The organism is uncultured Gelidibacter sp. (assembly GCF_947500795.1).
GTDB lineage: Bacteria > Bacteroidota > Bacteroidia > Flavobacteriales > Flavobacteriaceae > Gelidibacter.
Genome location: NZ_CANMTE010000004.1, coordinates 148,832 through 168,719, shown reverse-complemented (window position 1 = coordinate 168,719; position 19,888 = coordinate 148,832). Strand labels below are relative to the sequence as shown.

Here is a 19,888-nt window from a genome sequence, read left to right as displayed (position 1 = left end):
TTGAATTTGTGTGAATTGAAAAACCACTTCTAGTTAGGAAGTGGTTTTGTTTGATTAGTAATATTAACGTTAAATGTCAGTTTTAGTATAAATTAATCTTCACTTCCCCAAGGAGCACTAGGTGTTGCAACTTCCTTTGTCAAGTCAAATTTTACAGAAAAAAGACGTTCTGAACCTATTCTGCGCAGATTGTAAGTGAATGATGTGTCGTCCACAGTGATCCACCACACATTATTTGCGGCATGCGCCAATAAATCAGCGGTAAATTGATCTGCAGGGAAAAACTGAATATCGGCTCTTCCTGTGTTTGGACTTAATCCGCCGTATTGCGTGACTTCATCATCAGAACCATCCGGTTTTCTATGGTCGTGTTTTAATAGGATTAAATTATCTGCTCCCTTAGTCAGTACCCATGTTCTAGATTTGTCTTCGCCTACAAAAAATGGAATTCTAATCTCACTATCTTCACAAGACCGCACATGCATTACTAACTTCTCGCCAGTAAAGCCATCGCCTTCTTTCCCTCCAGCAATGATTTCGCCTTCATAAGCTTTTCCACAATGATTTTTAAGGGTATCCCAAAATTGAACGGATCCAGGGGCCTCCTGCGCTAACAACTGTAGCGGTAAGACCAATAAAATAAATAAGAGTTTTTTCATAGTTCCAAGATATGTAATTAATCTTTAGTTCGCAATGCAATTAATGTGTCAAAATGTTTAGTTATTCTATGGTCACCACCAAATCATCTTGCATGACCATCGTTCCTTCTTTTAGTGATACAGATTTTACCTTTCCAGCTTTAAAAGCTGTAACGGTCGTTTCCATTTTCATGGCTTCAATGATGAACAAAGGATCATTTTCCTTGACGACTTGTCCGCGTTTTACCAATACTTTATATAAGGAGCCTTGTAATGGTGCGCCTATATGACTGGAATTTGACGGATCTATTTTCTCGTTAGTTTCTTTTTTGATGTTGAGCGATTTGTCCAACACTTCCACAAATCGATTTTCACCATTCACGCTAAAAAACACAATTCTGACGCCATTTTCATTAGGGATTCCCACAGATAAAAGTCTTACAATAATTGTCTTTCCTGGTTCTAATTCAATCAGCGTTTCTTCACGTTGCTTCATGCCGTAGAAGAAATTCTTGGTAGGCACTAAACTTAGGTTTCCATAAAGCTTGTAGTTTTCGTGAGCTTGTTCGAATACCTTTGGATATAAGGTATAGGACAAGAAATCTTCAATTTCGATAGCTCGCGTAAACCCTTTTTGGAATTTCTTTTTGAACGCTTCATACTCCACGTCAAAATCGATAGGTTCCATATGCGCATTAGGTCTATCCGTATACGCTTTGTGGTTTTTCAGAATAATCTTCTGTAATTTTTTAGGGAAACCACCAACAGGTTGACCTAAATCGCCTTTAAAGAAATTGATAACGGATTCTGGAAACGAAATTTCTTCCCCTCGTTCCATGATATCTTCTGGCGTCAAATTATTGGTCACCATAAAAATTGCCATATCTCCAACCACTTTAGAGCTCGGCGTTACTTTTATCAGGTTGCCAAACATGGTGTTTACCTGAGCGTACATTTTTTTGACTTCATCAAAACGATCGCCAATTCCTAAAGCAATGGCTTGCGGGCGTAAATTGGAGTATTGCCCACCAGGAATTTCATGTTGAAACACTTCAGCGGTTCCTGCTTTTAGTCCAGATTCAAAAGGATAGTACAACTCGCGGGTATCTTCCCAGTAATTTGAGAATTGGTTTAAGGTATCAATATCAAATTCATGTGCTCGTGGTTGGCCTTTCATCATTTCCACAACAGAATTGAAGTTAGGTTGTGAAGTCAAACCTGATAAACCACCTAATGCGACATCAACAACATCAACACCAGCTTCAATAGCTTTTAAATATGTGGCAGTTTGTAAGGATGAGGTGTCATGTGTATGCAAATGAATTGGGAGTTTGACGGTGTCCTTTAAAGCGCCAACCAACTCTGTGGCAGCGTACGGTTTTAATAATCCCGCCATATCCTTAATGGCAATCATATGCGCTCCAGCATTTTCGAGATCTTTAGCTAATTGCGTGTAATACTTTAGGTTGTACTTGGTTTCATTGACATCCATTATGTTTCCTGAGTAACTGATAGCAGCTTGCGCAATGCCTCCAGTTTTATTTCTCACATAATTGATGCTTGGTTCCATAGCTTTAACCCAGTTGAGCGAATCGAAAATCCTAAAAATATCGACCCCATTTTCCCATGATTTTTCAACGAATTTTTCAATCAAGTTGTCTGGGTACGCTTTATAACCAACGCCATTACTGCCTCTTAGCAACATTTGAAACAAGATGTTCGGTACTGCTTTTCGCAATTCGCGTAAGCGTGTCCACGGACTTTCATGTAAAAAGCGTAAGCACACATCAAAAGTTGCGCCTCCCCAAACTTCCATACTAAAGGTGTTGGGATGGTTCTTCGCAAAACTTTCAGCAACACGCATCATGTCATAAGTCCGCATACGTGTGGCTAGTAACGATTGGTGTGCATCACGCATCGTTGTATCCGTATAGTGGATTTTGTTGTCGTTTTTAAGCCATTGGCAGAATTTTTCCGGGCCCATTTCCGTCAACATATCCTTGGTTCCCTTTGGGTGTGGCTCATTTAAATTGAACTTGGGTACTTTCGGATTTCTAAAAATTTTATGTTCCTCCTTATTTTTAACATCCGGATTGCCATTAACAATCACTTCGGCTAAAAACTGAGTGACTTTGGTGGTGCGGTCTAACGGTAATTTTATTTTAAATAGGGAAGGCGTGTTTTGAATGAAATTCACCGTCACTTTTCCTTCCTTAAACGTATCATGAAGAATGACATTCCGTAAAAAATGAATGTTGGTATTGACGCCTCTAATTCGGAATTCCTTTAAAGCACGTACCATTTTTCGTATAGCGCCATCTAAAGTTCGACCCTGAGCAGAGACTTTTACAAGCATCGAATCGAAAAACGGACTCACACTATAACCCTGATAGATACTTCCGGCATCCAAACGGATTCCCATTCCTGAAGCACTTCGGTAGGTGGTTATTGTACCATAATCTGGTGTGAAATTATTGCTGGGATCTTCTGTAGTCAATCGGCATTGAAGTGCAAAACCGTATGTTTTTAGAGAGTCTTGTTCGTAAATCTTTATTTGTTGATCAGATAATTTGTAGCCACCAGCCACGAAAATTTGGGTTTTTACCAAATCGATTCCGGTGACCATTTCAGTAACCGTATGTTCCACCTGAATCCTCGGATTTACTTCGATAAAAAAGACATTATCATCTTTATCGACCAAAAATTCCACAGTTCCAATATTGTTATAATTAACTTCCGTGGCAATATCTACCGCGTATTTATAGAGTTCTTGTTTTACTTTATCTGAAACATTATAGGAAGGCGCAATCTCCACTACCTTTTGATGACGGCGTTGTACCGAGCAATCCCGTTCAAATAAATGACGAATATTGCCGTGGTTATCGGCTACAATTTGAACCTCTATATGCTTCGGGTCTTCCACATATCTTTCGAGAAACATGGTGTCATCACCAAAAGAATTAAGCGCTTCATTTTTAGCGGAATCGAAATTCTGTTCGAGATCTTCATCCTTTCTGATAATTCGCATCCCGCGTCCGCCACCGCCTGAAGCAGCTTTCAGCATTAATGGATAACCAATACTCTTCGCTTCTGATAAGGCAATTTTTAGCGAAGTGAGGTCCTTCTTATTGCTTTCAATAATTGGGACATTGCATTTCGTGGCAATTTTCTTAGCCGTAATCTTGTCTCCCAAAGCATCCATCACTTCAGGGTTCGGACCGATAAAGATGATACCGTTTGCAGCACATTTTCGCGCAAATTCTGAGTTTTCAGACAAGAAACCATAGCCAGGGTGGATAGCATCAACATTTTTGGACTTCGCCAAGGCGATGATCTCGTCCATGTCTAAATACGGTTTTAGAGGTTGATTATCCTCGCCAATTTGATAGGATTCATCTGCTTTATTGCGATGTTGGGAATAGCGATCTTCATAGGTGTAAAGTGCGACTGTAGCGATGTTCAGCTCTGTACAGGCGCGCATGACGCGGATAGCAATTTCTCCTCGATTGGCAATAAGTACCTTTTTTATCTTCATGTTATTTTCAGTTTTTGGTGATGCTGTGGATGGATTGCACTATGAAATATCAGGCCGAAGCGGTCAGATAGTCTTTCCAAAAAACCGATTTTTAGAAGCGATGACTTTCTCTTGAAAACGAGCTTTTTGTCCACAGGATATATAGAGTTCGCTCGAAGATAATTTTTAAATTATTCAAAAACAAAAGGTTGTCAGAAAAATGATTTAATCAAGACTTGATTTTAGAGAAGACATAGTAGAGTTCTGTTGCAATTTGTAAACTTCGTTCTGTATATTTTTCAGCTTGTTGTGGTGTGTTGTCAAATGCTTTTGGGTCTTCAAAAGGAATTGGGAATCGCGCTTCAGCACCTGCTACAATAGGGCAGTCACCATCGGCTTGTGAGCAGGTCATGATGGCCGCAAAATGAGATGTCGGATTAAAAGTCGCATCCATTTTTTTTGAAAATCCAATTATTGGAAGTTCATTTTCAGCGAATTTGATACTATAAATAGGATTGTCACCTTTGGAAAGCATCTCGATTTCAAATCCTGAATTTTCCAAAGTTTCTACAATCATTAGAAACACTGCGGTACTTTCTGTGCCACCAGAATAACACGCTACATTTTTAATATTGAAGTGGTAGGCTAAAGTCTGCGCCCAAACTTGAGACAGATGGCTTCGTCGTGAATTGTGAGTACAAATAAAATTTAAACGAATGTCTTGATGTGCTGATACTTTAGACTGGATGAATTCTATAAGCGGTTGTAAAATAACTTTACGCGCATCAGGAATGCTGCTTGGGTCTAAAATGTTGATGATCTTTTCAATTCGTGTAAATAATTGTGCTTTCATAATATTCTCTTCATTGCAATATTACGATTGACGAATCAACTCTCAAAATATTTATTGTTATGATTTAGATGTAATCATAAAAAAAACCACTCCGAATTTACGGAGTGGTTTTTAGAATTTGAATAGGAGATTGCTTCGTCGCCTAAAAAGACTGAACGCAATACCCCGTATTAGTAAGGTTTACTTTATCATTTCATAAGAACGTTTGATAAAATCGCTCAATTCTTTTCCTTTTAACAAGCCTTGAGACAGACGTGCTAAATCTAAACTTTGAGAAATTAATCGCTCTTGTTTCTTCTTCGTTTTGGTATTTAAAATCTCACCTACCAATTCAGAGTTGGTGTTCACTACCAAGTTATACATTTCTGGCATGTTGCCCATTCCAAACATCCCACCGCCAGTTGCTTGCATCTCTTTCATACGACGCATAAACTCTGGTTGTGTGATGATGAAAGGTGACGCATCACTATCCATCGCTTCTAATTGTACCATGAACTTTTCAGATGGAATGGCCTCTTTTAAGATTTCATCCAACTCTTTTTGTTGTTCCTCAGTCAATTTTGAAATTTTGGTATCGTCTTTCTTGATCAAATTATCAATATGATCAGCATCTACACGTGCAAACGTAATGTTCTCTTTTGTAGATTCCATTTTTTGCATTAGGTGACTCACAATTGGAGAATCTAATAACAACACTTCATAACCTTTCGCTTTTGCAGCTTCAGTATAACTGTGTTGTGCATCTTCATTAGACGCATATAAGATGACCAATTTACCGTCTTTATCAGTTTGGTTATCCTTAATTTTATCGAATAACTCTTGGTAGGTATAGTACTTGCCATCTACCGTTGGGTAAAGTGCAAATGCATCTGCTTTGTCAAAGAATTTATCTTCTGAAAGCATACCGTATTCAATCACAATCTTAATGTCATTCCATTTTTTCTCGAAATCCTCACGGTTTTCATTGAATAACGATTTTAATTTATCTGCTACTTTACGAGTAATGTAAGATGAGATTTTCTTCACGTTACCATCCGCTTGTAAATAACTACGAGATACGTTTAACGGAATGTCTGGAGAATCGATCACACCACGCAACATGGTTAAGAATTCAGGAACAATTCCTTCTACATTATCCGTAACAAACACTTGGTTTTGGTATAGCTGAATTTTATCCTTTTGGATATTTAAATCGGCCGTCATTTTTGGGAAATATAGAATACCAGTCAAGTTGAACGGATAATCCACATTTAAATGAATATGGAATAACGGCTCCTCAAATTGCATTGGATACATTTCTCTGTAAAAAGCCTTGTAATCATTATCTTCTAATTCGGTTGGCTGTTTTGTCCACGCCGGATTAGGGTTGTTGATAATGTTGTCAACAGTGATTTTCTTTTGAGGCTCAGTAGTTTCCTTACCGTCTTTATCTTTTTTAGTTTCAGGCTTATGATCAGGATCATTCACTTCTTTAGTTCCAAATTTAATTGGAATAGGCATGAACTTATTGTACTTGGTCAATAGCTCACGGATTTTAGACTCTTCTAAAAACTCAGTAGAATCTTCCGCAATGTGAAGGATGATTTCTGTACCACGGTCTGTTTTATCAGCTGGCTCTAAAGTGAATTCTGGAGAACCATCACAGGTCCAACGTGCAGCTTCTGTACCTTCTTTGAAAGATTTGGAAATGATTTCAACTTTCTCAGCCACCATAAAAGCGGAGTAGAACCCTAAACCGAAATGTCCGATGATGCCTGAATCTTTTCCTGCATCTTTATATTTATCCAAAAACTCTTCAGCTCCTGAGAAAGCAATTTGGTTAATGTACTTCTCAATTTCTTCAGCCGTCATCCCAATACCTTGGTCAATGATGTGAAGTTTTTTGCCTTCCTTATCGATTTTTACTTCGATTTTCGGGTTGCCATATTCTACTTTGGCTTCCCCAATACTCGTAAGGTGCTTCAGCTTTAAAGTAGCATCTGTTGCGTTACTAACCAACTCACGTAAAAATATTTCGTGATCGCTGTATAAGAATTTCTTGATTAATGGAAAGATATTCTCCACCGAAACATTAATATTTCCTTTTGTCATAATTGAATTGTTTTTATAATTTATTCCCTCAAATGAGAGAATGTGTGCTGTTAAACTAAATTTACTATCATGCAGTAGTCAACAAAAATGCCAATTCAACATTTGTGACAATATGACATAAAAAAAGCCATCCGAATTCAGGATGGCTTTCATTTAATAGGATAAAATCCTTACTCTTTACTCGTCTCTGTTGTTGAAACAGAAGCGTCTTTCTTTTTGTTCTTTACATAAGTTTCCAACCATTGGTCTTGTTCCCAAAGCATGTGCATTACAGACTCTTTGGCACTATAACCATGACTTTCTTTAGGCAACATTACCAATCTTACCGGAGCGCCCAGTCCTTTTAAAGCATTAAAATAACGCTCACTTTGCATTGGGTAAGTCCCTGAATTATTATCAGCTTCACCGTGGATTAACAATAACGGTGTTTTCATTTTGTCAGCATTCATAAAAGGCGACATGGTATTGTAAACATCTGGAGCTTCCCAATAGTTACGTTCCTCACTTTGGAATCCGAACGGAGTCAACGTTCTGTTATAAGCGCCACTACGTGCAATACCAGCAGCAAATAAGTTAGAATGCGACAATAAGTTTGCCGTCATAAAGGCGCCATAAGAATGTCCACCAACTGCAACACGATCGCGGTCAATATAGCCCATTGCGTCAACAGCATCAATGGCTGCTTTAGCGTTGCCTACCAATTGCGCAACAAACGTATCGTTTGGTTGTTCGTCACCTTCACCAACAATCGGGAATGCAGCATCATCTAAAACCACATAACCTCTCGTTACCCAGTATAATGGCGACCCATAAGAAGGATAGGTGAATTCATTTGAATTTGATGTGTTTTGACTTGCGCTGTTTTTGTCTTTATATTCACGAGGATACGCCCACATAATCATAGGATATTTTTCACCTTTCTTATAATCCGTAGGTAAATAAAGTGTTCCTGTAAGTGGTAAACCGTCGTCACGCTTATAAGTAATCACCTCTTTATGTACATCTTGAATACTCTTGAATGGGTTTTCAAATTGCGTTAGAGGCTGAAGTGCGATGCGCTTTGTGATGTTTCTGATATAATAGTTTGGATATTCATTTTTAGATTCAATTTGAACTACAAACTCACCAGCTTTAGCATCTAAGGCAAAAGCAATATTTTCAACTTTATCAGTGTAAGCCGATTGGTACAAACGCTGTGTTTTTTGAGAATTTAGATTCATTTCGTCAATAAACGGAAATTGTCCTTTTTCGCTATAGCCGTCGCCAATAAGGTATGCTTTACCTTTATTAAGCGCTAACACGGATTCGTCATAAGCATTTAAAGTGGTTACAAAACTTCCAGGATCGCTGTATACATCTTGGTAATTTCTGTCTGAAAGTACTTTTGGTGCTTTGTTCGCATTGGAAGGGTCAAATAGATACGTTCTTGTATTTCTGCTATTCCACCATCTGTCATACGCAATGGCAGTAGTTTCATTTCCCCAACGGATGCCAGCAAAACGATCTTTCGTTTTTAAAATAGATTGTTTTTGAGCAGTGAAAGGCGCTTTTTGTTGAAAAACTTCATCTCTAAAAGGAACTTCATTGGCAGGATCGCCGCCATCTAAAGCTTCCGTCCAAACTAAAGTTGCAGGATGGTCATTACGCCATGTCAAGTCGCGCATACCTGTACGTTCTGCCATAAAGCCTTGTGGTAAATCTTCAATAAGAGGCACTTCCAATACTTTTTTTACTAAGGTACCAGCAGCGTCATAAATAGTAGTGGTAGAAGGGAATCGGCTGTAAGGAACTAAATAGGAAAATGGTTTGTTGATGGTCGTAACCAAGATATAGTTTCCGTCTGGTGAAAAGTTAAAACTTTGGTAGATGTCCGTAGATTTCCAATTAGATGATGTTCCATCGATATTGACTTTTTGAATGTCAGACAGGGCTAATTGCTCAAAATTATATTCGTCATTCGGGTTTTTAAGCAAATCTTGATAGGTTCTGTTTTGAGCCTTAACACCAGCTTCACTTACAGAAACTGTTGGACCATCAGGAACAGAAATTTCTGGGTTAATTAATGGTTTTTTTGATGCAGGTAAAGTTTTAACCAATAATGAGGAGCTGTTTTTGAACCATGTAAATGGTCTTCCCATATTGGCATTAAGGTTGTCTTCTGTCAGTTTTTTAGCTTCCGCAGAATTGATATCGACTATCCATAATTCTACGCCTTTAGAAGTTGTATTTGTAAAAGCTGCATAATTTTGGTTAGGCGACCAAGAAAGGTAGGCAAAACGGCCATTTTCTGGTAATCCCTTAATGTTTTGTGGATTTCCTTCTCTGCCTTTTCTCACTTTAATATCTGTATAGTAAGTGGTTCTACTTCCAATATTTGTTACGGGATTGATTCTTAATCCGCCAAGACGCATCTCAGTTTCAGAAAGTTCATCAATGGTTTTGTAATTGCTTCTGTAAAGAAATAGAATGTTTTCACCGTTATTATCCATGCTAATTCGCGGTGCTAATGGTGCATCCGCAAGGGTTAGGATGCTTTGATCGGGTTTTTGGTAAGTTAAATTGACTTGCCCGATACTTATAACGGACCACGTCAAAAGAAAACTCAGTAGTAATGCTTTCATTGTAGATAGTTTTAGTTAAACCGCTAAAAATACTCCAAAGAATAGAAGGTAGTCATTAAGTAAATGTTAAAATGCCGCGTGTTTTTCTTAATCATGCATTTAAAACAGGTAATTTTATGAAAACTATGAATATTGTTTAAATTGCAAGACTATTTAATTCTAAAAAATTGACTTATGTATAATTCCAAAATAATTGGATTAGGGCATTACGTTCCTGATAATGTGGTGACAAATGACGATTTGTCTAAAATGATGGATACAAATGATGAATGGATTCAAGAACGAACAGGTATAAAAGAACGTCGTTGGGCAGTTGAAAATTCAGGGGATACAACATCTGCAATGGGTGTAAAAGCTGCTAAAGTTGCCATTGAACGCGCAGGAATTGATAAAGATGATATCGATTTTATAATATTTGCGACCTTAAGTCCGGACATGTATTTTCCTGGCCCAGGCGTGCAGGTACAACATGCGTTAGGAATTAAAACCGTAGGAGCGTTGGATGTTCGTAATCAATGTTCTGGTTTTATTTACGCATTGTCAGTTGCTGATCAATTTATTAAAACCGGAATGTATAAGAATATTTTGGTGATTGGTAGCGAATTGCATTCTCATGGATTGGATAAAACAACACGTGGACGCGGCGTTACCGTTATTTTTGGTGATGGCGCAGGCGCTGCAATATTGACAAGAGAAGAAGATACGTCCAAAGGAATTTTATCTACACATTTACACTCTGAAGGAGAACATGCTGAAGAATTGGTGCTTGTTGCTCCAGGAATGGGAAAACGTTGGGTGAATGATATTCTTAAGGATAACGACCCAAATGATGAAAGTTACTTCCCGCATATGAATGGCCAATTTGTGTTTAAAAACGCTGTGGTCAGATTCAGTGAAGTCATTATGGAAGGCTTAACTAAGAATAATTTACAGAAAGAGTCCATAGATATGCTTATTCCGCATCAGGCCAATTTAAGGATCGCACAGTTTATCCAGAAAAAATTCGGTTTAAATGATGATCAGGTGTTTAACAACATCCAGAAATACGGAAATACTACAGCGGCATCCATTCCAATCGCTCTTACTGAGGCTTGGGAAAAAGGTAAAATAAAAGAAGGTGATGTGGTGGTTTTAGCTGCTTTTGGTAGTGGATTTACTTGGGGAAGTGCTGTTATAAGATGGTAACAATTCCTGAGAATTCAGAATTTTAATTAAAACTTACTCAAATAGAAACAAAAAACCCGAAACATAATGTCTCGGGTTTTTCTGCTATTAATCAACATTAACTAACACTTTGATTAAATTACATTAACATTAACTAAATGCTTTAACCTAACTTATAAAACTTATCACATTATATTAGACGTAGAAAATTCAGTTTTATTTCGTTACAATGTAATTTTAACTATCACTTTAACATTCATGTAAGTATTTGAAAGTGAAACCTTTCAATATTAACAATAAATGTGTTTTGGGCTATGCAATCTGTACAAATAAGCATCCATTAATAAGGTAGGTTTATTGGCAGAATTACATAAATCCACCGCCGCCGGACTTTTCGTTGGTATCTCTATTTTTTCGTTGTAAAGCGCGGTATTTTCCACCTCCAAATCGGTAAGATAATCCTACATTCCAAGTATTGCTTTCCCAATTGAATTGACCCACTTGTCTGTATGGTCTATCGCTTTCAAATCCTGCTTTCATCGTATTGAACACATCATTGAAATTAAAACTAAATGTGGCAGCATCATCCAAAAAAGTGTAGCGTAAGCCTGTATTTACAAAATACATATGATCGCCCGTAAACTGCAAACCTTCGCGTTCTGATCTATACATTCCAAATACGGAGAGCGTTAAGTTTTTAGTCGCTTTAAACGTATTGTTCATTCTAAAGTTATAGGCAATATTGTCTACTTTAATTTCAGAAAGCGAAATGTCATCAACATTTGGCTCTCGCCCGATAGGTGTGTTTAGAACTTCAGAAATCCCTTTTTGGGTTTGGGCGAAAAGATCAAAACTTGCATTGAAATTCCACCATTTTGTAGGTTTGTAGTTGCTCGACAATTCAACACCATAAGCTGAGGTATTATCAAAATTGTCATAAGTAAGAATGGCTTTATTCAAATCTAAACGGTCTATAAAAATAGCACGATTGATTTCATCTTCAATAATTCTATAAAAAACACCTCCAGTAATAGAGCCGTTTTCAAGTTTTCTGGTGTAATTAACTTCAACAGAATTGGTAAACTGAGGCTGTAATTCCGTGTTTCCGTAAGATGATATCAATGGTGAACTCCATTCTCTAATAGGGTTGACTTGCTGCAGCCCCGGGCGGTCTACACGTCTGCTCACACTTGCCTGATAAGAATTTTTATCGCTTGGCGTGTAGGTTAGAAACGCAGAAGGATACACTTGGAAATAATCATTTTTAAAAGGTGTTGTTTTGCTCGAATTTTCAGAAACACTAATCGCTTTAGCATCATCAGTAACCGCTTCAGCGCGTGCCCCTAATTGATAACTCCATTTGTCGAATGATTTACCGTAAGTAACGTAAGCTGAATAAATATCCCTTTTGTAATTGAAATCTGTGCTTGGCGTATGGATTACATTTCCTGTCTCATCAAAAGATTGCCCGGTTGATTTGTAATTGACATCTGTATTAAATAAACGCGCTTCAAGGCCCAATTCTAATTTTGCTTTCTCGCTTAGCGGATTGACATAATCTAAATTGATGGTCGTTTGATCCCGATTTGTATCTACAAAATCTGTGTAATCTGAAGGAAACGCTATGTTGAAGTAATTGAAATCTGAAACTTCATCTTCCGTATAAGTGTTATAATCTGCTTCCAACTCAATTTTTTCACCTTCTTTGGCAAAATTATGTTTGTAAACCAAGTTGTATTGCGAGGAGATATTATCGGAAACGTTATCGAAAATTTGTCTTTGCGGTTCAGTGTTTGGCGATAAAATTCCGGTGGCACCAAATCCTTTACCATCATAAGTGTTTTGATTTGTGAATACAGAAATGGTGTTATTGTCATCCGCATAAAAGTCGACGCCGAATTTATAAAGGTGCGATTTATTGTTGTTTGAGAATTCAAAAGTCTGTTGCGAATTGTCATCAGGGCGATCTATTTTGCCGTAATTGATGCTGTTACCGATGTTGTTTCCATAATTCCCATACAAATTGAATTTTCCATTTCTGTAATTCATATCGATGGAACTGTTGAAACGCGCATTGATTTCCTTCGTTAATCCAACATTAAGATTTCCATTAAATCCAATATTGGTGTTTTTGTGCAGAATGATATTGATAATACCGCTCATGCCTTCAGGGTTGTATTTGGCGGACGGATTTGTGATCAATTCAATTTGTTTGATAGAAGTTGACGGAATCTGTTTTAATAATTGATCTACCGGAACATTAGATAATTTACCGTCTACCATAACGCGAACATTTTCGTTGCCACGTAAGCTTAAGTTCCCAGTTTGCTGGTCGATACTTACGGACGGAATATTGTTCATAATGTCCGATGCGGTTGCGCCCGCAGTGGTCAAATCTTTCCCGACAGTAATCACTTTTCGATCTACTTTTTGTTGAATGGTTGATACTTCAGCAACCACAGTTACTTCATCTAAAGCAGCGATATTTTCTTCTAATAGGATGTTGCCTAAATTAATATCATAATTTCCTTTCCCAATTAGGAAGGGTTGTGTGATCGTTTTGTAGCCCATATATTGAATAAGCACAGAAAATTGACCTTCAGGAATTCTTTCTATCTTAAAACTGCCATTATCTTGTGTAATAGCACCTGTAATAGTAGCGTTACTATTATCTTTAATCACAATAGTCACGTAGGGTAAGGGCGAGTTGAGGGTGGCATCTAATACAGTTCCGGAAATGGAGCCTTCTTTGGGGGCATTTGTGGCTGATGGCTGCGCATATAGTGTTGAACACAATAGCACGCAAAAAATAAATAATGATTTCATTGGTAAGTGATTTTTTTTGATTGATGAATTTTGATTTGAATGTTATAAAAGAGACGAGTATTTTTGATTATTGTTACGCTCTATTAAACTTATTTTAAAAATATTTTTGAAACTATGCAGATAAATAAAAAAACCTTGGTGTTCGGCGCTTCGTTAAATCCAAGCCGATACTCCTATTTGGCAATGAATAAGTTGGTGGCTCACGGACATGAAGTTGTGGCTTTCGGAATGCGGGAAGGGGAAGTGGCAGGCGTTCAAATTGATACAGAACTGAAGCCTTATACACATGTTGATACGGTAACTTTATACATGAATGCTGCCAGACAAGCGCCTTTTTACGACTACCTGATTGGTTTAAAACCGAATCGCGTTGTATTTAATCCGGGGACAGAGAATCCTGAGTTATTCAAATTGTTGAGAGAAGCTCAAATTGAATTTGAAATGGCCTGTACGTTAGTGATGCTTGGTACGAATCAATACTAATCCGAAAAACGTGAGTAATCCGTTTAAGATAAGGATGAAATATCCGAATTCAAACCCTAACCATTTTAAGCTGTTAACACTGATAAAGTAGGATAGAATTGGCGACAGGATGGCAATTATAGGCACAAATTTATCCTTAATTTGCCATTTTGTAAATAGCCCAAAACTATAAAGTCCGAGTAGTGGTCCATACGTATAACCAGCAAAAAGCAAGAGTTTCGCTATAACGCTTTCATCTTTAATAGCATATTTAAAAGCAATAATCACCAAGATTAAGATAATCGAAATCAAGATGTGAATGCGTTTTCTAACCGCAATTTGCTTTGCCTCATTGTACTTCTTTTCAATGTCTAAAATATCAATGCTAAAAGACGTGGTTAACGAAGTTAAGGTACTGTCAGCGCTACTATAAGCAGCGGCAATCAAGCCTAATAAAAAGAATACAAATACGCCAATACTTAAATGGTTCTTTGCCAAAATAGGGAAGAGCTCGTCTTTATGTGCGTCAATACCATTCTTTTGTGCGTAAACAGTTAATAGAAGACCTAAACTTAAAATCACAAAGTTGACAATCGTCAAAATAATTGTAAACCAAAACATGTTTTTCTGTGCATCTTTTAAGGTTTTGCAAGTCAGGTTCTTTTGCATCATGTCCTGATCCAAACCTGTCATTACAATGGCTATGAATGCTCCAGAAATAAACTGGTTCCAGAAATAATCGCCTGATTTAAAGTCCTCGAAAAAGAACATTTTAGAGAGATCACTATCTAATACAAATCCTAAAATGTTACCACCACTAATGCCGAGATCATCACTAACAAAATAAATGGTTACCCCAATGGCAATCAACATAAATAAGGTCTGTAGGGTGTCGGTCCAAATAATGGTTTTAATCCCAGATTTGAACGTATATAGCCATATCAAAAACACAGTAATGGTTACCGTTTGCCAAAAACTAATGCCTAAATCATCAAAAAGGAGTACTTGTAGAACGTTGGCCACTAAATATAGCCTGAAGCTTGAGCCTACCAATCGCGAGATTAGAAAGAATGAAGCTCCAGTTTTATAAGAAGCGTTTCCAAAGCGTTGCTCCAAGTAAGTGTAAATGGAGGTCAGGTTGAGTTTGTAATAAACGGGCAGCAGCACCGTTCCGATAACCAAATAACCTACAATATAGCCTAACACCATTTGCATATAGCTGAATTGTGAGGACTCTATCCAACCAGGAACGGAAATAAATGTTACTCCTGACAGCGACGCGCCAATCATTCCGAAAGCCACCACATACCACGGGGCCTGTTTGTTGGCTTTAAAAAACGTGTTGTTATCCGATTTTTGTCCTGTGAGGAATGATATTAAAACGAGTACTCCAAAATAAGAGAGTATAAGCAGGATAATGGCTGTAGAATTCATGCTTTATAGATATGGCGCAAAGAACTTATTAAAAAAATCAAAATCCAAAATTATAAGAATCAATGTAAATAAGTATGTAGTAAAACATTCAAATGTGGACTAAAATTGTAATTTTGTAACCATGGAATTTTCTTCAAAACTACTCGAAAAAGCAGTCTATGAAATGTCGCAGCTCCCAGGAATCGGGAAACGCACGGCGTTGCGCTTGGTCTTACATTTACTAAGACAGCCTAAAGAACAAACATTGCATTTGGCTTCAGCATTGCAACTTATGCGAAATGATATTAAATTCTGTAAAAGTTGCCATAACATTAGCGATACTGAACTTTGTGAGATTTGTGCCAATCCGCGAAGAACTGAAGAGATTATTTGTGTGGTAGAAGATATTAGAGACGTCATGGCAATCGAAAATACAAGCTCTTTTAAAGGCTTGTATCATGTATTAGGCGGAAAAATTTCTCCTATGGATGGTGTTGGTCCCAACGATCTTAATATTACAACCTTGGTGAATAAGGTGAAAGAAGGACACGTAAAGGAGTTGATTTTCGCATTGAGTTCAACTATGGAAGGCGATACGACTAATTTCTATATTTTTAAGCAAATTCAAGATTGCGACATCGTGATGTCTACGATTGCACGAGGAATTTCAGTAGGCAATGAGTTGGAATATACTGATGAGGTAACTTTAGGACGAAGTATTTTGAACAGAATCCCTTTTGAAGCTTCATTAAAATCGTGATGGCTGTTTGAAGTTGTCCGTCGTCATATTAAACTACAATGTGCGTTACTTTTTGGAGTTGTGCATTAAAAGTGTGCAAGCAGCAATCGCTGATTTGGATGCTGAAATAATTGTGGTCGATAACCATTCTTCTGACGATAGTTGCCAAATGGTAAAACAACTTTTTCCACAGGTAACCTTAATTCAAAACAAGCAAAACGTCGGATTTTCCAAAGGCAATAATATAGGTGTTGCACAGGCTAAAGGTAACTATGTGTGCATTTTGAACCCTGATACCGTAGTTGCTGAAGATACTTTCAAAAAGTGTTTGGATTATGCCGAAGACATTCCGGATTTGGGAATTTTAGGCTGTCAGCTTATTGATGGTCGCGGACATTTTCTTCCAGAAAGTAAGCGCAATATTCCAACACCATTAGTGTCGATTAAAAAAATCCTCGGCATTTCAAATACGTATTATGCGAATCATTTAAGGCCTTCGGACACTGGAAAAGTAGATGTGCTTGTAGGCGCTTTCATGCTTTTGAAGAAGGAAGTGTATGATGCAGTAGATGGGTTTGATGAGGATTACTTTATGTATGGCGAGGATATCGATCTTTCCTATAAGGTTTTAAAAGCTGGCTATCAGAATGTGTATTTTGGAGCAACTACCATCTTGCATTATAAAGGAGAGAGTACGTTAAAAGATGAAATCTATGCGAAACGCTTTTATGGAGCGATGCAGCTTTTCTATAACAAACACTTCAAATCCAATCCGGTTTTTGATCTGATAGTTTGGATGGGGATTCAGTTTTCCCGTTTTATTCATAAATCACCTAAACAAATAGATTATAAAATAAGTGATTACGCGTTATTGTCTGATTATTTGGATTTTAAGGTAAAACTTCCATTCCAATTTGAGGTGGTAAAGCATATAAATAATGTTTCGACAAATTCCCAGCTTATATTTGATGGGAATTCTATAAATTATAAAGACATAATTAATAATTTGGCTGCTTCAGATAAGGAGAAGTCTATAACCTTCAGAATTTTGCCAGCCGCTGCCGAGTTTATTATTGGTAGCGACAGCTCACAGCAGCGTGGCGAAGTGCTTTTGTTGAAATAAAACAAATGAATATATGCGCGGTGAATTCGGAAATTATAGAGGATTATGTAATGAAGTATGGCATTTTTAACTAATTTTGCAAGAGCAAATAAAAATTTTAGCATTAGAATAATAATATGGCAAAGTTTGAACTGAAACTTCCTAAAATGGGAGAAAGTGTAGCAGAAGCAACGATTACCTCTTGGTTGAAAAATGTTGGCGACACTATAGAAGCTGATGAAGCAGTGTTAGAAATAGCAACAGATAAAGTAGATAGTGAAGTGCCGAGTGAAGTGGATGGGGTCCTAACCGAGATCCTTTTTAATGTGGATGATGTCGTAAAAGTAGGCCAAACCATTGCTATAATTGAAACGGAGGCTGATGCAGTGCAAGCACCTGCTTCAGCACAAGCAGCGCCAGTTGAGGCGCCAGTAGCGGAAACTCCTGAAGTAGCTGAAGTAATACAAACCGTTGAGGCAGCTAAAACAGCTGTTGCAGCACCTGTAACATCTACTGAAGATCGCTTTTACTCTCCTTTGGTAAAAAATATCGCCAAACAGGAAGGGATCTCCCAATCAGAATTAGATCAAATTTCAGGTACAGGTAAAGAAGGTCGCGTTACTAAAAGTGATATTCTTGAATACATAGAAACCAGAAAATCTGCTCCGGCAGCACCAGTACAAGCTTCGGCAAATACATCGCAAGAAACACAGCAAGCACCTGCTCAAGCTGAAAAACAACCAGCTCCTGTAGCAAAAGCAGCATCAGAGAAACCAAAAGGTGCATCTGAAGTGTTAAGTAATGGTGATGAAGTTATTGAAATGACCAGAATGGGCAAAATCATTGCGCATCATATGGTGGAGTCAGTTCAAACATCGGCACACGTTCAAAGTTTCATCGAGGCTGATGTGACCAATATCTGGAATTGGCGTAATAAAGTTAAAAACGATTTCGCAAAACGCGAAGGCGAAGCTTTAACCTTCACTCCAATATTTATGGAAGCTGTTGCAAAAGCACTTCGCGATTTCCCAATGATGAATATTTCGGTTAAAGACGATAAAATCATTAAAAAGAAACATATCAATTTAGGAATGGCTGCGGCACTTCCTGACGGAAACTTAATTGTTCCAGTAATTAAAGATGCTGACCAATTGAATTTACTAGGGATGACCAAACGTGTTAACGATTTGGCAAACAGAGCACGTTTAAATCAATTGAAACCAGATGATATTCAAGGTGGAACCTATACGGTTACTAACGTGGGTACGTTTGGAAGCATTATGGGAACACCAATTATCAATCAACCACAAGTTGGAATTTTAGCATTGGGTGCTATCAGAAAAGTCCCAGCGGTTGTAGAAACCCCTCAAGGCGATTTTATTGGCATCCGTTACAGAATGTTCTTGTCGCACTCTTATGATCACCGTGTGGTTAATGGTGCACTTGGCGGACAATTTGTAAAAGCTGTCAAAGATTACTTGGAGTCTTGGGATATGAATAGAGAAATTTAGTAAACCACTAAAGTTCTTAGGATTCAAATCCTTCGATAACGAAGCATTCAAAACCTAAACAAATCATAAACCCAACCTTAAACTAGTTGGGTTTTTTTATTTTTACGCTGAATATAATTCAGATCAACACAAACAGTTAACACAATACTATTATGACGCTTAATCTTACCAAATCCATCTGCTTTTTCGACCTTGAAACCACAGGTGTAAATATCACCACAGATCGGATTGTGGAAATCGCCATTTTAAAGGTCTTTCCTGACGGTAAAGAGGAGCGAAAAACTTGGTTGGTCAATCCGGGAATGCCTATTCCGGCTGAGGTTACGGCAATCCACGGAATTTCTGATGCCGATGTAGCTGACAAGCCTACTTTTAAAGAATTGGCTAAAGAAATCAACGCGATGGTAAAAGATTCTGATTTGGCAGGGTTCAATTCCAACCGTTTTGATATTCCATTATTGGCAGAGGAAATGCTGCGCGCTGATGTTGATTTTGACATGAAAGGACGCGTTGCTGTAGATGTGCAGACTATCTTCCATAAAATGGAACAACGCACACTTTCGGCTGCCTATAAATTCTATTGTGATAAAAATTTAGACGATGCCCATAGCGCTGCTGCAGATGCTGAGGCAACCTATGAAGTGCTAAAAGCCCAAATAGCTAAATACGACGAGTTGGAAAATGATACCAAATTCTTGGCCGAATTCAGCTCCCGAAAAAAGTTTGCAGATTTCGCAGGATTTATCGTTTATAACAAATACAATGAAGAATGTTTCTCATTCGGAAAACATAAAACGAGAAGGGTAGAAGATGTCTTAAATGAAGAGCCTGGCTATTTTGGATGGTTGCTTAATGCAGACTTCCCTCTGTATACCAAAAAAGTGTTGACAGCAATTAAGTTGCGCGCTTTTAATAATAAGTTGGCTTAAAATTTCTGTAAAGACCGGTGTCTTT

At 37.7% G+C, this 19,888-nt stretch carries 13 protein-coding genes; 6 read left to right on the top strand and 7 right to left on the bottom strand.

Annotated features, from left to right (window positions below):
- Positions 1-92 precede the first annotated feature (92 nt).
- From Q0947_RS10930 to Q0947_RS10910, 5 genes are all read right to left on the bottom strand, one after another.
- Positions 93-659 carry a hypothetical protein gene (locus Q0947_RS10930; protein WP_299397125.1) on the bottom strand — a complete coding sequence of 189 codons (567 nt, stop codon included), beginning with the start codon at positions 657-659 and terminating at the stop codon, positions 93-95.
- A gap of 61 nt (positions 660-720) precedes the next feature.
- Complete coding sequence (locus Q0947_RS10925; protein WP_299397123.1) at positions 721-4,173, bottom strand: pyruvate carboxylase; 3,453 nt, start codon at positions 4,171-4,173, stop codon at positions 721-723.
- Between the two features lie 208 nt (positions 4,174-4,381).
- Positions 4,382-5,005 carry a protein-tyrosine-phosphatase gene (locus Q0947_RS10920; protein WP_299397121.1) on the bottom strand — a complete coding sequence of 208 codons (624 nt, stop codon included), beginning with the start codon at positions 5,003-5,005 and terminating at the stop codon, positions 4,382-4,384.
- 180 nt (positions 5,006-5,185) lie between these two features.
- Positions 5,186-7,096, bottom strand: a complete 1,911-nt coding sequence (htpG, locus tag Q0947_RS10915; RefSeq protein WP_299397118.1) for a molecular chaperone HtpG — start codon at positions 7,094-7,096, stop codon at positions 5,186-5,188.
- A gap of 170 nt (positions 7,097-7,266) precedes the next feature.
- The gene (locus tag Q0947_RS10910; RefSeq protein ID WP_299397115.1) at positions 7,267-9,717 is read right to left on the bottom strand and encodes a prolyl oligopeptidase family serine peptidase; all 2,451 of its coding nucleotides are present in this window, start codon (positions 9,715-9,717) and stop codon (positions 7,267-7,269) included.
- 174 nt (positions 9,718-9,891) lie between these two features.
- On the opposite strand from Q0947_RS10910, the gene Q0947_RS10905 reads away from it, so the two are divergent.
- Complete coding sequence (locus Q0947_RS10905) at positions 9,892-10,902, top strand: beta-ketoacyl-ACP synthase III (protein WP_299397112.1); 1,011 nt, start codon at positions 9,892-9,894, stop codon at positions 10,900-10,902.
- A gap of 345 nt (positions 10,903-11,247) precedes the next feature.
- Here Q0947_RS10905 and Q0947_RS10900 read toward each other — a convergent pair whose 3' ends face one another.
- Positions 11,248-13,707: an outer membrane beta-barrel family protein gene (locus tag Q0947_RS10900; protein WP_299397110.1), complete on the bottom strand. Its 2,460-nt coding sequence runs from the start codon at positions 13,705-13,707 to the stop codon at positions 11,248-11,250.
- 114 nt (positions 13,708-13,821) lie between these two features.
- On the opposite strand from Q0947_RS10900, the gene Q0947_RS10895 reads away from it, so the two are divergent.
- On the top strand, positions 13,822-14,190 hold the full coding sequence (locus Q0947_RS10895; protein ID WP_299397108.1) for a CoA-binding protein: 369 nt from the start codon (positions 13,822-13,824) through the stop codon (positions 14,188-14,190).
- Here Q0947_RS10895 and Q0947_RS10890 read toward each other — a convergent pair.
- On the bottom strand, positions 14,161-15,603 hold the full coding sequence (locus Q0947_RS10890; RefSeq protein ID WP_299397106.1) for a sodium:solute symporter: 1,443 nt from the start codon (positions 15,601-15,603) through the stop codon (positions 14,161-14,163). The genes Q0947_RS10895 and Q0947_RS10890 overlap by 30 nt on opposite strands.
- A gap of 121 nt (positions 15,604-15,724) precedes the next feature.
- Between Q0947_RS10890 and recR the strand changes: the two genes are divergently transcribed.
- The 4 genes from recR (at position 15,725) to Q0947_RS10870 (ending at position 19,863) form a co-directional block, all read left to right on the top strand.
- Positions 15,725-16,342 carry a recombination mediator RecR gene (gene recR / locus Q0947_RS10885; protein ID WP_299397103.1) on the top strand — a complete coding sequence of 206 codons (618 nt, stop codon included), beginning with the start codon at positions 15,725-15,727 and terminating at the stop codon, positions 16,340-16,342.
- A 7-nt stretch (positions 16,343-16,349) separates the two neighbouring features.
- Entirely contained in the window at positions 16,350-17,444 is a 1,095-nt protein-coding gene (locus tag Q0947_RS10880) for a glycosyltransferase family 2 protein (protein ID WP_299397100.1), read from the top strand.
- A 116-nt stretch (positions 17,445-17,560) separates the two neighbouring features.
- Positions 17,561-18,934 (top strand): dihydrolipoamide acetyltransferase family protein, encoded by a 1,374-nt coding sequence (locus tag Q0947_RS10875; protein ID WP_299397097.1) that lies wholly within the window; start codon positions 17,561-17,563, stop codon positions 18,932-18,934.
- 152 nt (positions 18,935-19,086) lie between these two features.
- A complete protein-coding gene (locus Q0947_RS10870) occupies positions 19,087-19,863 on the top strand; it encodes a 3'-5' exonuclease (RefSeq protein ID WP_299397095.1) in 777 nt (258 codons plus the stop codon).
- Positions 19,864-19,888: the final 25 nt, after the last annotated feature.